Source organism: Marinobacter flavimaris, from assembly GCF_002933295.1.
Taxonomy (GTDB): domain Bacteria; phylum Pseudomonadota; class Gammaproteobacteria; order Pseudomonadales; family Oleiphilaceae; genus Marinobacter; species Marinobacter flavimaris.
Map to the genome: position 1 here is coordinate 466,493 of NZ_PSSW01000002.1, position 14,522 is coordinate 481,014.

14 protein-coding genes and 1 tRNA gene are annotated in these 14,522 nt (G+C 57.0%); all 15 read left to right on the plus strand.

The features are described 5' to 3' along the window. Positions 1–34 precede the first annotated feature (34 nt). A complete protein-coding gene (gene uppS, locus MDHKLMBL_RS05755; protein WP_104270319.1) occupies positions 35–805 on the plus strand; it encodes a polyprenyl diphosphate synthase in 771 nt (256 codons plus the stop codon). Positions 806–826: 21 nt separating this feature from the next. Continuing rightward, positions 827–1,666 (plus strand): phosphatidate cytidylyltransferase, encoded by an 840-nt coding sequence (locus tag MDHKLMBL_RS05760; protein WP_104270320.1) that lies wholly within the window; start codon positions 827–829, stop codon positions 1,664–1,666. A gap of 2 nt (positions 1,667–1,668) precedes the next feature. After that, the gene (gene ispC / locus MDHKLMBL_RS05765) at positions 1,669–2,853 is read left to right on the plus strand and encodes a 1-deoxy-D-xylulose-5-phosphate reductoisomerase (protein WP_104270321.1); all 1,185 of its coding nucleotides are present in this window, start codon (positions 1,669–1,671) and stop codon (positions 2,851–2,853) included. Positions 2,854–2,902: 49 nt separating this feature from the next. Next, complete coding sequence (gene rseP, locus MDHKLMBL_RS05770) at positions 2,903–4,252, plus strand: RIP metalloprotease RseP (protein ID WP_104270322.1); 1,350 nt, start codon at positions 2,903–2,905, stop codon at positions 4,250–4,252. Positions 4,253–4,296: 44 nt separating this feature from the next. Next, complete coding sequence (gene bamA, locus MDHKLMBL_RS05775) at positions 4,297–6,615, plus strand: outer membrane protein assembly factor BamA (protein WP_104270323.1); 2,319 nt, start codon at positions 4,297–4,299, stop codon at positions 6,613–6,615. A 45-nt stretch (positions 6,616–6,660) separates the two neighbouring features. Next, positions 6,661–7,158 (plus strand): OmpH/Skp family outer membrane protein, encoded by a 498-nt coding sequence (locus MDHKLMBL_RS05780; RefSeq protein ID WP_104270324.1) that lies wholly within the window; start codon positions 6,661–6,663, stop codon positions 7,156–7,158. Between the two features lie 47 nt (positions 7,159–7,205). Further along, positions 7,206–8,231, plus strand: a complete 1,026-nt coding sequence (gene lpxD, locus MDHKLMBL_RS05785; RefSeq protein WP_104270325.1) for a UDP-3-O-(3-hydroxymyristoyl)glucosamine N-acyltransferase — start codon at positions 7,206–7,208, stop codon at positions 8,229–8,231. An 11-nt stretch (positions 8,232–8,242) separates the two neighbouring features. Beyond that, positions 8,243–8,680: a 3-hydroxyacyl-ACP dehydratase FabZ gene (gene fabZ, locus MDHKLMBL_RS05790; RefSeq protein ID WP_008170365.1), complete on the plus strand. Its 438-nt coding sequence runs from the start codon at positions 8,243–8,245 to the stop codon at positions 8,678–8,680. Next, a complete protein-coding gene (gene lpxA, locus MDHKLMBL_RS05795) occupies positions 8,680–9,471 on the plus strand; it encodes an acyl-ACP--UDP-N-acetylglucosamine O-acyltransferase (RefSeq protein ID WP_008170364.1) in 792 nt (263 codons plus the stop codon). The genes fabZ and lpxA overlap by 1 nt, the downstream gene beginning before the upstream one ends. Positions 9,472–9,489: 18 nt before the next feature. Continuing rightward, the gene (lpxB, locus tag MDHKLMBL_RS05800) at positions 9,490–10,671 is read left to right on the plus strand and encodes a lipid-A-disaccharide synthase (RefSeq protein WP_104270326.1); all 1,182 of its coding nucleotides are present in this window, start codon (positions 9,490–9,492) and stop codon (positions 10,669–10,671) included. Continuing rightward, positions 10,671–11,357, plus strand: a complete 687-nt coding sequence (rnhB, locus tag MDHKLMBL_RS05805; protein WP_104270327.1) for a ribonuclease HII — start codon at positions 10,671–10,673, stop codon at positions 11,355–11,357. The genes lpxB and rnhB overlap by 1 nt, the downstream gene beginning before the upstream one ends. Before the next feature lie 69 nt (positions 11,358–11,426). Next, positions 11,427–11,503 (plus strand) — tRNA-Met (locus MDHKLMBL_RS05810). A gap of 170 nt (positions 11,504–11,673) precedes the next feature. Next, positions 11,674–12,657 carry a TRAP transporter substrate-binding protein gene (locus MDHKLMBL_RS05815; protein WP_104270328.1) on the plus strand — a complete coding sequence of 328 codons (984 nt, stop codon included), beginning with the start codon at positions 11,674–11,676 and terminating at the stop codon, positions 12,655–12,657. A gap of 15 nt (positions 12,658–12,672) precedes the next feature. Further along, the gene (locus MDHKLMBL_RS05820; RefSeq protein WP_104270329.1) at positions 12,673–13,218 is read left to right on the plus strand and encodes a TRAP transporter small permease; all 546 of its coding nucleotides are present in this window, start codon (positions 12,673–12,675) and stop codon (positions 13,216–13,218) included. Next, the gene (locus MDHKLMBL_RS05825) at positions 13,215–14,474 is read left to right on the plus strand and encodes a TRAP transporter large permease (RefSeq protein ID WP_104270330.1); all 1,260 of its coding nucleotides are present in this window, start codon (positions 13,215–13,217) and stop codon (positions 14,472–14,474) included. Before MDHKLMBL_RS05820 ends, MDHKLMBL_RS05825 begins: the two co-directional genes overlap by 4 nt. Positions 14,475–14,522 lie beyond the last annotated feature (48 nt).

The following is a 14,522-nucleotide window of genomic DNA, read 5'->3' on the forward strand; positions in this document are numbered from 1 at the left end:
AGCACCGAGGCGCTCCGGCCGCACAGGGGATTTCATGACGGGAACTGTATCCGCAGAGATTCCGGTGTCGGCAGACAGTCGGCCCCGGCATGTGGCCATCATCATGGACGGGAACAATCGATGGGCCAAGGCCCGTCGGCTCAAGGGAGTGGCTGGGCACAAGGCCGGTGTCGATGCGGTCAGGGCAGTGGTGGAAACCTGTGCCCGTGAAGGCGTGGAAGTGCTCACGCTGTTTGCCTTTTCCAGCGAGAACTGGCGTCGGCCCAAGGACGAAGTGTCGGCGCTCATGAAGCTGTTTCTGTTCGCCCTTGAGCGCGAGGTTCGCAAACTTAACCGGAACGATATTCGCCTGCGCATTATCGGTGATCGGTCAGCGTTCAGCGCTTCACTGCGTGAACACATGGAGGCGGCTGAAGAGCTGACCCGCAACAACTCCCGGATGACCCTGGTAATTGCCGCCAACTATGGTGGTCACTGGGATATCACGCAGGCCACACGCAAGGTGGCCGAGCAGGTCCGTTCCGGGCAGTTGGCACCCTCTGACATCACCGATGACCTGATTCAGCAGCACCTCAGCATCGGTGACCTGCCAATGCCGGACCTGATGATTCGTACCGCCGGTGAGCAAAGAATCAGCAATTTCATGCTTTGGCACCTGGCTTACACAGAGCTTTACTTTTCACCGGTGTATTGGCCTGACTTCCAGCAGGAAGAGATGCTCAAGGCCCTGCAGGCCTATGCCGGCCGACAGCGTCGCTTTGGCCAGACGGATGATCAGATAGCGGCCAAGGCTGTACAACAATAACGAACGATAGCGACGTCAACCGTGTTAAAAACCCGAATTATCACCGCACTGATCCTCGCTCCTATCGCCATTGGCGGGATCTTTTTCCTCCCGCCCCTGGGTTTTGCGCTCTTTACCGGTGCCATCATTACCCTGGGCGCCTGGGAGTGGGCGAACATGTCCGGTATTGAGAGTCCTGCCGGTCGGGTTGGCTACGCACTGGCCACCGCTATCATTCTCTACGGTCTGCTGAACGTTCCGTTTGTGGCGGTCCTCTGGTTATCGTTGCTCTGGTGGGGCGTTTGCTTTCTTCTGGTTCGCGGTTATCCCGCCGGCTCCGAAAAATGGGGCAGTCTCCCCGCAAGAGCCGTCATGGGGCTGTTCGTTCTGGTGCCGGCGTGGGTGGGCCTTAATCACCTGCGAACCGGCGGCTTCCAGTTTGGTGACAGTACCAACAACCTGTTGCTCATTCTCTACGTATTCTGTGTGGTGTGGGTTGCCGATATCGGTGCTTACTTCGCCGGTCGGGCGTTTGGTAAGGCAAAATTGGCGCCCCGTGTCAGTCCTGGTAAATCATGGGCGGGCGTTTGGGGCGGCCTGATGGCCGTCGGGGTTTTTGCCCTGGTTGTCAGCTGGCTGGCTTCGGCGGGGACGGTTCAGACCTCGCTGCTAATTGTTGCCAGCCTCGCCACGGGTCTTGTTTCAGTGTTGGGCGATCTGCTGGAAAGCATGCTCAAGAGGCACCGTGGCATCAAGGACAGTAGTCAGCTGTTACCCGGTCACGGTGGCATCATGGACCGGATCGACAGCCTGACGGCGGCCATTCCGGTATTTGCATTGATTATTACCCAACTTGGTTGGCTGACAACCGGGCACTGGTGACTATGGTAATCCGCTCTATCAGTGTTCTCGGGGCGACCGGCTCCATCGGTCTCAGTACCCTGGACGTTGTTCGGCGCCACCCTGACCGCTTCTCGGTCTATGCGCTCACGGCCAGTACCCGTGCGGAAGAGCTCGCGGTCCTCTGCCGTGAATTCCGTCCGAAAGTGGCGGTCATGGCTGATCCTGAAGCGGCCGATGTCCTCTCAAAATTGCTGGCAGACCTGCCTGAAACTCGCGTGCTTGGCGGGCTGGAAGGGTTGTGCGAAGTGGCCTCCACCCCCGATGTCGATACTGTGATGGCGGCTATCGTCGGGGCAGCGGGTCTTTCGCCAACACTGTCGGCGGTGCGGGCGGGAAAGCGGGTATTGCTTGCCAACAAAGAAGCGCTTGTGATGTCCGGCAGACTGTTTATGGATGCCGTGGCCGAAGCCGGGGCAGAATTGCTGCCGATCGACTCTGAGCACAACGCGATTTTCCAGTGCATGCCGGCCGACAAGGTCCGGGACCCTGCCGGTGCCGGCATCACTCGTATACTTCTGACAGCCTCCGGGGGCCCGTTCAGGGAACATTCTGCCGAGGATCTTCGATCGGTAACGCCCGCCCAGGCCTGTGCCCATCCGAATTGGTCCATGGGGCAGAAGATTTCCGTGGACTCGGCCACCCTGATGAACAAGGGCCTGGAGCTCATTGAAGCCTGCTGGCTGTTCAATACCACGCCCCAGAAAGTTGAGGTGCATGTCCACCCTGAGAGTATTATCCACTCGATGGTTGAATATGCCGATGGCTCCGTTCTGGCCCAGCTTGGCAGTCCCGATATGAGAACACCGATTGCCAACGGCCTGGCCTGGCCAGAGCGCATTGATGCCGGCGTTGCTCCTCTCGACCTGTTTGCGATCGGTCGTTTTCATTTCGAGCGTCCGGATCTGGGTCGTTTTCCGTGTCTGCGCCTCGCGGCGGAAGCGTTCGAGGCAGGTGGCACTGCGCCGGCGGTTCTCAATGCCGCCAATGAGGTGGCCGTTGCTGCTTTTCTCGAGGGCAGCCTGTGTTTTTCGGATATCCCCGTTATCATAGAGCGAACGCTGGTTGCGACTGCTGTTGAACCAGCAGACAGCTTTGACATTATCTTTGCAAAGGATAAAGAAGCACGGGCTCGTGCGCGGGAACAGATAGGTCTGTTAACTGTCTGATAGTCGCAGCGGAATGCTGCCCGGCTGAAGCCATTCAATCAGGAACGCTATGCAGATTATTGAAACCGTCCTAGCACTCGCACTTACCCTGGGTATCCTCGTGACCTTGCACGAATACGGTCATTTCTGGGTTGCCCGGCGTTGCGGCGTGAAAGTGCTCCGTTTCTCGGTGGGTTTCGGGAAACCGATGTTTTCATGGTACGACAGGCATGGAACCGAGTTTGCAGTTGCCGCCATTCCTTTGGGTGGCTACGTGAAAATGCTGGATGAGCGCGAAGGGCCGGTGCCAGAAGAACTGAGGGATCAGGCCTTTACCTCCAAACCGCCAGGGCAGCGCATTGCCATCGCCGCAGCCGGTCCCGTGGCCAACTTCCTGTTCGCCATTTTTGCTTACTGGCTGCTGAGTGTGGTTGGCGTTACCCATGTTGCACCCATTGTCGGGCAGATCGCTGACGAGAGTGTGGCCGAGCGGGTAGGTCTTCAGGAGGGTATGGAGATTCACGCTGTGGATGGCCATCGCGTCAGTTCGTGGCGCGATGTGAATATGCGCATTCTGGAGCGGACCGGCGAGCACGGTCTGATTTCCATGGAGGTATCGGAAGATGGCGCCCGCGGTACAGTCAGCGGTGAGCTTTCCGGTTGGGGCCTGAGTGACGATACTCCCAATCCGTTAGCCGAGTTCGGCATTACGCCATGGCGCCCGGCTGTTCCGCCGGTATTGGGGCAGATTTCCGATGGTGGCCGCGCTCAGGCTGCCGGCCTGCAGCCCGGGGATCGCATTGTGGCCGTGGGCGGCGAGCCGATCAGTAGCTGGTTTGAGCTGGTCGAGTTTATTCGCAATGCCCCGGAGCAGACACTTCAGGTAACCATCGAGCGTAATGGTGCGGAACAATCCGTCAGCGTGACACCGGAAGCGAAGACTCAGGAAAGTGGTGAGTCAATCGGTTTTGTCGGTGCCGGTGTGGAAGCTATCTCATGGCCAGAAGAGGTGCTGCGTGATGTCAGCTACGGCCCATTCGCCGCCGTTCCGGTCGCCCTCAGCGAAACCTGGGCGGATACCCGCTTGACACTGGTGGCCATCAAGAAGATGGTCACCGGCCTGTTGTCACCCACCAACCTCAGTGGACCAATTACCATTGCCCGGGTTGCTGAAGCCAGTGTCAGTTCCGGGTTCGAAGACTTCGTGCGTTTTCTTGCCTATCTGAGCGTGAGCCTGGGCATTCTGAACCTTCTGCCTGTGCCGGTGCTAGATGGTGGTCATATCGTTTACTACACCATCGAAGCTCTCCGTGGGAAGCCGCTTTCCGAGCAGGCTCAGGCGTTTGGATTACGAATTGGTATGGCAATGATCCTCACATTAATGGTGTTTGCTCTTTACAACGACCTGATGCGGTTGTGAGAATTGCGAGCTCCTTACGCGCATTAACCAGGCGAAATATTTGAATGAGACGTTCTCTTCTAGGTGTAGCCGTTGGCCTCGCTGTAGCCGTGTCCGGCCTGAAGCCAGCATTTGCTGATCAGTTCACTGTTGCGGATATTGAGGTGGAAGGCCTGCAGAGGGTATCTGCGGGTACTGTTTTTTCCGCGTTCCCTGTCAATATTGGCGAGCAGGTGGACGAGACCGAGCTGGCTGATGCGATCAAGTCGCTGTTCCGGACCGGTCTTTTCACCGACATTGAGGCCAGCCGGGATGCCGGTGTGCTTATCCTGACGGTTCGTGAACGACCCTCCATCAGCGATATCGAGATTGAGGGCAACAAGAACATTGAAACCGAGATGTTGATGGATGCCCTCGCTGGCGCCGGGCTTCAGGAAGGCCAGGTATTCCGGCGTGCGACTCTTGAACGTCTGGAACTGGAAATTCTGCGCTCTTACATTGCCCAGGGGCGCTACAACGCCCGGGTAAAGGCAACGGCCGAGGAGCTGCCCAGAAACCGCGTTGCGATTCGCCTGGATATCAATGAGGGGTCGGTCGCTGCGATCCACCATATCAACCTGATCGGCAACAAGGACTTCAGTGACGAAGAACTGCAAGAGCTGTTCGAGCTGCAGACCACGAGCTGGTGGAACTCAATTACAAACTCGGACAAGTACGCGAGAGAGCGCCTGAGTGGCGACCTTGAATCGCTGCGGTCGTTCTATCTTGACCGTGGTTATCTGGATTTCAACGTCGAGTCCAGCCAGGTATCCATTTCGCCTGACAAACAAAAAGTCTTCATCGCGATTGCCCTGAATGAGGGGCCTCAGTACACCATTTCCGAGATTAACCTTCGTGGTGAGCTGATCGTGGGTGAAGAGGAGCTGCGCTCGCTGATTCCTGTTGAGGAGGGCGACGTATTCTCCCGATCCCGCATGACGGCAATTTCCGAATCCCTGGCATTCCGGCTCGGAAGGGAAGGCTACGCCTTCGCCAACGTCAATGCCGTTCCTGAACCTGGTGAGAACAACACGGCTGCGGTGACTTTCTTCGTCGAACCGGGCAAGCGGGCTTATGTCCGCAGAATCAATTTTGAGGGCAACGTTTCCACCCGTGATGATGTATTGCGCCAGGAAATGACCCAGATGGAGGGCGGTGTTGCGTCTTCCGATCGCATCGAGTTTTCCAAGACCAAGCTGGAGCGCCTCGGCTTTTTCCAGACCGTGAACGTGGATACCGTTCCGGTGCCGGGCACCGATGACCTGGTTGATGTTAACTACTCCGTAGAAGAACAGCCAACGGGCAGCTTGTCCGCGTCTATCGGTTTTTCCCAGGATTCCGGTGTAATTCTTGGTGCCAATGTCTCCGAGAACAACTTCTTTGGTACCGGCAAGCGGGTGTCTTTTGGTGTTAATGTCAGTGATTCGGTTAAGAGCGCCAACGTTTCCTATCTTGACCCCTACTATACCGTTGATGGTGTCAGTCGTGGATTTAGTATCTTTGCCCGCGAGACTGACTACGAGGAGGAAGACATCTCCTCGTTTCTTCTGGACGAGTATGGTGGCCGCGTTACCTTCGGCTACCCGACGGACAGCATCACCCGCCTGAATTTCGGCGCTGGTGTGACCCAGTCAAACCTGAAGGAAGGCTTGTTCACGTCCCAGGAGGTGAGTGAGTTCATTGATGAAGAGGGCGATTCGTTCACCAATTTCTTCCTGTTCGGAAGCTGGCGTCGTAGTACCCTGAATCGGGGCGTGCTGCCGACCGATGGTTACAGTCACTCCCTGTCGATCGACGTGGCCGTCCCAGGCAGTGATCTGACCTTTTACAAGGCTACTCACAAAACCGACTTCTACTATCCGGTGACTGACAACAACCGTTGGGTCCTGCGGGCGCGATCCGAAATCGGCTACGGCGATGGCTATGGCGATCGCACCCAGATGCCGTTTTACGAGCATTTCTATACCGGTGGCTACGGTTCGGTCCGCGGTTACGAAGCCAACTCCCTGGGCCTCAGGGCAACTCCAAATGACAACGATCTCTCTGATCCTGACCCGTTTGGCGGCAACCTGCTGACCGAGGGCGGGCTGGAACTGATTTTCCCGACGCCCTTTGCCGGTGATACCCGTTCGATGAGGACGGCCTTCTTCCTCGATGCCGGCCAGGTATTTGACACAGCGCGGGGGTTCGATCCGGAACTGAGCGAAATCAGAATGGCCGCCGGCGTTGGCTTCCAGTGGATAACCGCGGTTGGTCCACTGGCATTCAGTCTCGCTTACCCGCTGAACGACAAGGCTGGCGACGATACCCAGGTGTTCCAGTTCTCACTGGGCCAGACCTTCTAAAGCATGGATAATAACAATCTACGGATGAAAACCAGGAGAAAACCAATGTCCCGATTTGTGTTGATGTTCGCTGCTGTGATCATGGCGTTTTCATTCCCGGCCATGGCTGAAACCCGAATTGGTGTGGTCGACCTGCGTCAGGCACTGTTCTCTTCAGACGATGCCAGGACCTTCAGCGAATCCCTCCAGAAGGATTTTGCGGGCGATGAGGCCCGGGTGCGCGAAGCTCAGGAAGAGGCCCGCAAGCTCCAGGAACGTCTGGAAAAAGACGGTGCCATGATGAATGAGAGCGAGCGCAACAAGCTGGCCGGTGAGTTCCAGGAAAAGGTAAAAGAGTTCAACTTCCTGAAGCAACGGCTCGATTCAACGGTGAATCAGCGTAAGCAGGCGTTTCTGGAACAGGCCCGTCCCGAGGTGGACGCGGCGGTCAAGGAGCTTCTTGAAGAGAACAATCTCGATCTGATCCTGCCCAGCGAAGCCGTTGTCTATGTGAAGCCTGAAATGAACCTGACCTCTCAGCTTCTTGAAAAACTGAACCGTTAATCTGTGACGGGCACCCCGGTGCCCTGATCGTTGCTTGGGAGCGCGCAATGACAGAAAGGTCCTATCGCCTGGGGGATGTTGCCAATGCCCTGGGTGCGGAGCTGCGGGGTGATCCTGATATCAGGGTATCGGGGCTGGCGACGTTGCAGGCCGCCGTGCCCGGCCAGATCAGTTTTCTCGCTAACCCTTCCTATGGCAAGTATCTGGCGGATACACGTGCTTCGGCGGTTATTGCTTCGCCGGCCTCGGCGAAGGATGCTCCGACCAACGTCCTGTTACTGGACAACCCCTACCTCGGCTATGCTCAGCTGAGCCACTGGTTTGATCCCGCGCCTGTTGCTTTGCCCGGCGTTCACGCGACTGCTGTGGTCGATCCGTCGGCCAGCATCGCTGACGATGCCTGTATCGGTCCTAATGTGGTGGTGGAAGCAGGGGCTGACATTGGCGAGAAAGTCGTCGTGGGAGCCGGCTCGGTTATTGGCGCCCGCGCCAGGGTCGGGGCCCGGACTTTAATCCGGCCACGGGTGACTCTGGCTCACGATGTGGTCATTGGCGAGCGTTGTCACATCCTCAGTGGCGCCGTTATTGGCTCCGACGGTTTTGGTTTTGCTAATGAGAAGGGTGTATGGCACCGGATCGCACAGCTCGGTCGGGTTGTTCTGGGGAGTGATGTGGAAGTGGGTGCCAACACCACCATTGATCGTGGCGCTCTCGACGACACCGTCATCGGTGATGGGGTGAAACTCGACAACCTCATCCAGATTGCCCATAACGTTCGCATCGGCGATCACAGCGCCATGGCGGCGATGGTTGGCATTGCCGGCAGTACCCGCATTGGACGGCACTGCGTATTCGGCGGCGCCTCGGGTGTGGCTGGTCATCTGGAGATTGCTGATCAGGTTCATCTGACAGGTATGACCCTGGTAACGGGCGACATTCGTGAGCCCGGGGTCTATTCATCCGGCACCAGCGCCGATAGCAACCGTCAGTGGCGCAAGAATGCTGTCCGCTTCCGGCAGCTGGATGCGCTGGCCCGACGGGTAAAAGAACTGGAAAAGAAATTAGAGGGCTGAGGCCGATCAACATGATGAACATCGACGAAATTCTGGAATACCTGCCGCACCGATACCCGTTTCTGCTGGTGGATCGGGTAACGGAGGTCGAAAAGGGAAAATCGATCAAGGGCTACAAGAATATTTCGTTTAACGAGTCGTTCTTTCAGGGTCACTTCCCGAACAACCCGATCATGCCGGGGGTGTTGATCATCGAAGCCATGGCTCAGCTGTCCGGCATTCTCGGTTTTGTGACTGTGGGCCGGAAACCTTCTGACGGCGTGGTACAATACCTCGCCGGATCCAGCAAGGCCCGGTTCAAACGCCCGGTTTTACCAGGGGACCAACTGTGTATGGAGTCGGAACTCATCTCCGGTAAACGGGGTATTTACAAATTCGAGTGTCGCGCGCTGGTCGACGGTGAAGTCGTCTGCGTGGCAGAGATTCTGACCGCTGAGAGAGAAGTTTGATGGCGACAAATGACTGGTCGGGTGTCCATCCTCAGGCGATTGTAGACCCGTCAGCCAGGCTCGGGGACAACGTCACTGTTGGCCCCTGGAGTTACATTGGCCCGGATGTGGAAATCGGTGAGGGCACCGAGATCCTCTCCCACGTGGTGGTCAAGGGGCCGACGGTTATCGGCCGGAATAACCGTATTTTCCAGTTCTCCAGTATCGGCGAGGAATGCCAGGACAAGAAATACGCGGGCGAGCCAACCACACTGGTGATTGGCGACAACAACGTGATTCGCGAGAATTGCACGGTTCATCGGGGCACGGTCCAGGACCGGGGTGAAACCCGTATCGGCAGTGGCAATCTTTTGATGGCGTACGTGCATGTCGCTCATGACTGTATCGTCGGTGACAACACCATTCTGGCCAATTGTGCCACCCTGGCGGGCCATGTTTCGGTCGGCGATTTCGCGATTCTGGGCGGTGGTACCATGGTGCACCAGTTCTGTCATATTGGTCCCCACAGCATGGCGGCTGGTGGCAGCATCGTACTCAAGGACATTCCGGCTTATGTGATGGCGAGCGGTCAGTCCGCCCAGCCACACGGCATGAACGTGGAAGGCCTTAAGCGCCGTGGTTTCAGCAAGGATGTCTTGCTGGCTTTACGCCGCGCCTACAAGGTGATCTATCGCCAGGGGCTGACAACCGAACAGGCCGTCGAAGAGCTTGAGAAGTCCTACTCCGATGTTGCAGAAATACGTCCCCTCATTGACTCCCTGCGTGGAGCTCACCGCGGCATCATCCGCTAACCCGGCAGGAGCCTGTCGGTGACAGATCTTTCTCACGCGACCATCAGCGAGCGTAAAATCACATTCGGAATCATTGCCGGTGAGGCATCGGGGGATATCCTCGGTGCCGGCCTGATCCGTTCGCTGCGCCAACGCTATCCCCAGGCCCGGTTCGTCGGCATTGGCGGGGAGGAAATGGTTGCGGAGGGATTCCATTCCCTGGTGCCGATGGAACGTCTTTCGGTCATGGGGCTCGTGGAGGTTCTTGGACGAATTCGTGAACTGTTCAGCATCCGGGCCCGGCTCCTGGACTATTTCTTCGCCACGCCACCGGATGTTGTGATCGGTATCGATTCTCCGGATTTTACGCTTGCGATCGAACGGCGCTGCCGCGAGGCCGGCATTCTTTCCGTGCATTATGTCAGCCCATCGGTTTGGGCCTGGCGGCAGAAGCGGATCTTCAAAATTGCCAAATCGGTCAACCTGATGTTGACCCTGTTTCCTTTCGAGGCAAGGTTTTACGAGGAGCATCAGGTGCCTGTGGCCTTCGTGGGCCATCCACTGGCAGATCGAATTCCCATGGCGCCGGATACCCTCAAGATGCGGGAGTCGTTGGGAATAGATGCGGACGCACCCGTACTGGCGGTTCTTCCCGGTAGTCGTGCAGGAGAAGTGGAGAGACTTGGTACCTTGTTTCTTGAAGCCTCTCGCTGGATACAGGAAAGAAGACCTGATCTGCAGTTGGTGATCCCCTGCGTGAACCGGGACCGGGAGAAGCAGGTGCGCGATCTGGTCGATGCGTTGGAGGTGAAGCTTCCGGTTACCATCGTACGTGGGCGTTCCAGGGATGTTATGGCCGCCTCCGACGTTGTGCTCTTGGCCTCTGGAACGGCAACACTCGAAGCGATGCTTCTCAAAAAGCCGATGGTTGTAGGGTACCGCCTGAGCGGGTTCAGCTATGCGCTTCTGTCGAAGTTGGTGAAGGTGCCTCATGTCGCATTGCCCAATCTCCTCGCGAAGCGCCAGCTTGTCCCAGAGCTGCTCCAGGACGACGCCACGGCCGAGAGTCTGGGTGCAGCAGTGCTTGAGCGACTGGAGAACAAAGAGGAGAGGGCGAGGCTTAACGAAGCCTTTACCGAGTTGCACCATTCACTGAAGCAGGGGGCTGATGAAAAAGCCGCTCAGGCGATCTCAGACCTGATAGAGCAGGGTGCCCACTGATGCCCAAGAGCCCTTTGCCACCCTTCGAGTGTCGTTACAACGGTTCCTTGCTTGCCGGTGTGGACGAGGTCGGTCGGGGGCCGCTCATCGGGGCCGTCGTGACTGCGGCGGTCATTCTGGATCCGGACCGGCCAATCGCAGGCCTGGCTGACTCAAAGAAGCTGACCGAGAAGCGTCGCAACGCCCTCTACGATCAGATTCTCGAGCATGCCAAAGCCTGGAGCATTGGCCGGTGCGAGTCCCACGAAATCGACCGGCTGAATATCTACCAGGCCACAATGCTGGCTATGGAGCGCGCAGTGTCGGGGCTGGCTGTGGTGCCTGAGTACGTTCTGGTGGATGGTAATCGCTGTCCCAAGTGGCGCTGGCCGTCGGAACCGGTTGTCAAAGGCGACAGTCGGGTGGCTGCCATCAGCGCCGCTTCTATTATTGCCAAAGTAACCCGTGACCGGGAAATGGAAGCGCTGGAAGCGCGTTTCCCCGGGTTCGGCCTGGCGCAGCACAAAGGTTATCCGACCCCGGTCCATCTGGAGGCCCTGCGCCGCCTCGGAGCAACCATTGAACACCGCCGCTCCTTTCGACCTGTTCAGGAAGTGATTGAAACAGTGGGATTCTATCAAGATCACGTTGCCCCAGAGCCCGAAGAGCTTCAGTACCGGGCAGACCTTTTCGAAGATATCGATTGACAGTTTTGAATCCAATCCTTAATATACGCGCACGTTGATCGGGGTAGCCCGGTAAACAACCAGTTTTGATGCGGGGTGGAGCAGTCTGGTAGCTCGTCGGGCTCATAACCCGAAGGTCGTTGGTTCGAATCCAGCCCCCGCTACCATAGTCTAGAAAGGCAGATCAGTTTCGTACTGGTCTGCCTTTTTTGTTGCGATATTGAGAACTTGTTTAGCCATATCGCCCGTCCAAAACTCCGTCGTTCTAGGGTATGCTTCGGGACTGAGTTTCCGAAACCATCGTTTGATGACTAAAACAACAGAAATGGAGCCTCCGATGAGTTCAATGAAACGCCTGCTTGCCGCGTTTGCATCCTTTGCAGTTATGTCTAGTGCCGCCGTTGAGGCCCGCGATTTTCGCCTCGGCTTGATAACGCCACCGCCCCACATCTGGACCAAGGCGGCCAACGAGTTTGGGCAGGATCTGAATGAACAGTCCGGGGGAGAGCATTCGGTAACGGTTTTCCCGGCCAGGCAGCTGGGTAACGAGGCGCAGATGGTTCAGCAGCTGCAAACGGGCGCACTGGATATGGCGTTCCTGACCATTGCTGAAGTTTCCAACCGGGTGCCGGATTTCGGCGCGCTATATGCGCCTTATCTGGTCGACAACATTGACCAGGCCGCGGAATTGTTGCGCTCCGAGGAAGCGAACAAACTTCTGGACCAACTGCCGGCCAACGTTGGCCTGGTAGGTGTAGGCTATGCCATGGCTGGAATGCGCCAGGTGCTCAGCCGGGATGAGGTTTCTGGTCCTGTCGATCTTGAGGGCAAGAAGCTACGCATTACCCCGTTCGAGCCCATCCGGGATTTCTACAACGCCATCGGCGCGGCACCCACGCCGTTGCCACTGCCTGCGGTGTATGACGCGCTGGCGAATGGCCAGGTCGACGCCATCGACATGGATTTCGACTCCATCCTGGTGCTCAAGTTTTACGAGCGCGCCGACCACCTGCTGATTTCCAACCACATGATGTTCCCCATGGTGGGCGTGGTATCTGGCAAGGTCTGGCGTGACCTGGGCAACGAAGACAGACAGCTCATCCAGGAAACCATGAAAGCTCACCTGAATGCCGTAATGGACAAGTTTGTGGCCCAGGAGAAGGATCAGGAACAGCAGCTCAGAGAGCTGGATATCACCGTGAAAAAAGCAAACCGCAGTGAATTCGCTGACGCCATTTCCGCCTGGGAAGACATCTGGGCTGAGAAAGCCCCGTCTCTTGGCATCCTGCGCAACGTCGCCGAGGACATCAAGGCCCAATAATCCGGGCGACGCACCATGCTTAAAGCTGTTTCGGATTTTGTCGCACGCATTGAAGCTGTCATCGCCGCATCGCTTGCCGGTGCGGTGACCCTGCTGATCCTATTGAATATTATTACCCGGTCTGCCGGTTACGCCATCTATTGGGTGGATGAACTGGCGATTTACTGCATGATCTGGATGACCTTCTTTGCGACATCCGTGCTGCTAAAACGTCGGGAAAGCGTTGCTGTCAATCTGCTGACCGAGTATGTAACAGGTAGCACCCGAACGGTACTGGCGAAATTCAGTGACCTGATGGTGCTTCTGTTTGGCGGTATTCTGGCCTGGCTCAGCTGGCGCTGGTACGACCCGTTCACGTTGTATCAGGTGGGGTTCGACCTGCAAAACTTTCAGGCGGAAACCTTCAACTTCATGTACGCGGAAAACACCAGCACCCTTGGCATCAAAAAGTTCTGGGTGTGGATGATTCTGCCCATTCTGTCGATCACTTTGACCCTTCATGGTTTAGCCAATCTTCTCAGTTCCGAGACTGCTCCCGAACAGAGCGTGGGTATGACATGACTGCGGTTGTCTTCGCCGTTTTGTTGTTTCTTGCGGTGCCGATCTCACTGGTCCTGGCGCTGACGGCGCTCTGGTATATCTACGATTCGGGTAATACCGTGCTGCTAGATTCCTACCTGCAACAGCTATTCGGCGCCATCCAGAGCTATGGACTGTTGGCGATACCCCTGTTCATGCTTGCCGGCGAATTGATGAATGAAGGTGGCCTTACCAGCCGGCTGGTGAACCTGGCGCGCATCCTGGTGGGCGGGTTTCGCGGAGGCATGGCTTACATCAACCTGGTGGCCAACATGATGATGGCGGCCATTATGGGCTCTGCTGCCTCACAGATCGCCATGATGTCCCGCGCCATGGTGCCTGCCATGGAGAAGGACGGTTACGAAAAGCCTTATGCCGCCGCCATAACCGCTGCCGGGGGATTGCTCTCGCCCATTATCCCGCCGTCCATGCTGTTCGTGCTGTTTGGCGTACTGGCCCAGGTTCCGATTGCGGATATGTTCATCGCCGGCATCATTCCGGGGCTGGTCATGTCTTTTCTGTTCTTTATCGCGATCAGCCTGCTCGGCCTCAGATATGAGTACCCGAAAGGCAGCTGGCCAACGCGACAGCAGGCCAAGCATTATTTCCTGATGGGCATTCCGGCGGCGCTTATTCCGCTGATCATCATCGGCGGTATCCTCACCGGGCTGGCCACTCCCACAGAGTCAGCCGCGCTGGCCTCACTGGGTGCTCTGGTGATTGGAAAATACGTCTACCGAGACCTCAAGTACAAAAACCTTTTTGGCGTTCTGAAAAGGACCGCCTTCAATTCCGGCATGGTCATCATGCTGATTGCTGCCGCGGGTGTATTCGGCTGGGTGATCATCTTCGAAAAAATTCCCCAAAGTGCGGCCAGCTGGATCGCCGCACAAACCACAGACCCATTCATGTTTCTGATGCTGGTCGTGGGTATCCTGCTGCTGGTGGGCATGGTGATCGATGGCATTGCCGCACTGATATTGGTCGTGCCGATCCTCATGCCCATAGCGGAAGCCCAGTTTGGCATTAGCGCCTACCAGTTCGGCGTGGTGGTGTGCCTGACGCTGGTTCTTGGCCTGCTTACACCACCGGTTGGTGCGGGCCTTTATATTTCTTCCGCCATGACCGGCGCATCCCCGATGGCTATTTTCCGGGCTTTGCTTCCGTTCCTTCTGGCAACCATTCTGACGCTGGTGCTGATCAGTTGGGAAGAGGGGTTGGTGCTGGCGTTGTTGTAGGGAACACCTGATTTGCAAAGAGACACGCTCTGTCACTTGAATATGGTC